Raw genomic sequence first — 1,643 nt, 5'->3', positions numbered from 1 at the left:
CGGCTCGTTTGAGAGACACCCAAGTAGCACGGGGCCCGAGAAATCCCGTGTGAATCTGGCGGGACCACCCGCTAAGCCTAAATATTCCCTGGTGACCGATAGCGGATAGTACCGTGAGGGAATGGTGAAAAGTACCCCGGGAGGGGAGTGAAATAGTACCTGAAACCGTGTGCCTACAAGCCGTGGGAGCGTCGGAATGTGCTTGCACATTCTCGTGACTGCGTGCCTTTTGAAGAATGAGCCTGCGAGTTTGCGGTGTGTTGCGAGGTTAACCCGTGTGGGGAAGCCGTAGCGAAAGCGAGTCCGAATAGGGCGTTTCAGTAGCACGCTCAAGACCCGAAGCGGAGTGATCTAGCCATGGGCAGGTTGAAGCGGAGGTAAGACTTCGTGGAGGACCGAACCCACCAGGGTTGAAAACCTGGGGGATGACCTGTGGTTAGGGGTGAAAGGCCAATCAAACTCCGTGATAGCTGGTTCTCCCCGAAATGCATTTAGGTGCAGCGTCGTGTGTTTCTTGCCGGAGGTAGAGCACTGGATAGGCGATGGGCCCTACCGGGTTACTGACCTTAGCCAAACTCCGAATGCCGGTAAGTGAGAGCGCGGCAGTGAGACTGTGGGGGATAAGCTCCATGGTCGAGAGGGAAACAGCCCAGAGCATCGACTAAGGCCCCTAAGCGTACGCTAAGTGGGAAAGGATGTGGAGTCGCACAGACAACCAGGAGGTTGGCTTAGAAGCAGCCACCCTTGAAAGAGTGCGTAATAGCTCACTGGTCTAGTGATTCCGCGCCGACAATGTAGCGGGGCTCAAGCGTACCGCCGAAGTCGTGTCATTGCAGCATATAGCCCCAACGGGTGCTGTGATGGGTAGGGGAGCGTCGTCTGCCGGGTGAAGCAGCACCGGAAGGTAGTTGTGGACGGTTGACGAGTGAGAATGCAGGCATGAGTAGCGATACAAACGTGAGAAACGTTTGCGCCGATTGACTAAGGGTTCCTGGGTCAAGCTGATCTGCCCAGGGTAAGTCGGGACCTAAGGCGAGGCCGACAGGCGTAGTCGATGGATAACCGGTTGATATTCCGGTACCCGCTGTGAAGCGTCAAACATCGAGCATCGTGATGCTAAGGCCGTGAAGCCGTTCCGGACCCTTCGGGGAAAGGAAAGTGGTGGAGCCGCCGGACCAAGCGGTTAGTAGGTGAGTGATGGGGTGACGCAGGAAGGTAGTCCATCCCGGGCGGTGGTTGTCCCGGGGTAAGGGTGTAGGACGGTGTGTAGGTAAATCCGCGCACCTTGTGTCTGAGACCTGATGCCGAGCCGATTGTGGCGAAGTGGATGATCCTATGCTGTCGAGAAAAGCCTCTAGCGAGTTTCATGGCGGCCCGTACCCTAAACCGACTCAGGTGGTCAGGTAGAGAATACCGAGGCGTTCGGGTGAACTATGGTTAAGGAACTCGGCAAAATGCCCCCGTAACTTCGGGAGAAGGGGGGCCAGCTCCGGTGATCCGATTTACTCGGTGAGCTGGGGGTGGCCGCAGAGACCAGCGAGAAGCGACTGTTTACTAAAAACACAGGTCCGTGCGAAGCCGTAAGGCGATGTATACGGACTGACGCCTGCCCGGTGCTGGAACGTTAAGGGGACCGGTTAGCT

General features: G+C 56.8%; 1 rRNA gene. It reads left to right on the top strand.

Annotated elements, in window-relative coordinates:
- Positions 1-1,643: ribosomal RNA gene (locus tag ACFY1J_RS46040) — 23S ribosomal RNA — on the top strand; the annotation flags it as partial.

Origin of the sequence: Streptomyces sp. NPDC001406 (assembly GCF_042895285.1) — a bacterium.
Lineage (GTDB): Bacteria > Actinomycetota > Actinomycetes > Streptomycetales > Streptomycetaceae > Streptomyces.
Note: the sequence above shows the minus strand (reverse complement) of the source record. Positions and strands in the feature narration are given on the sequence as shown.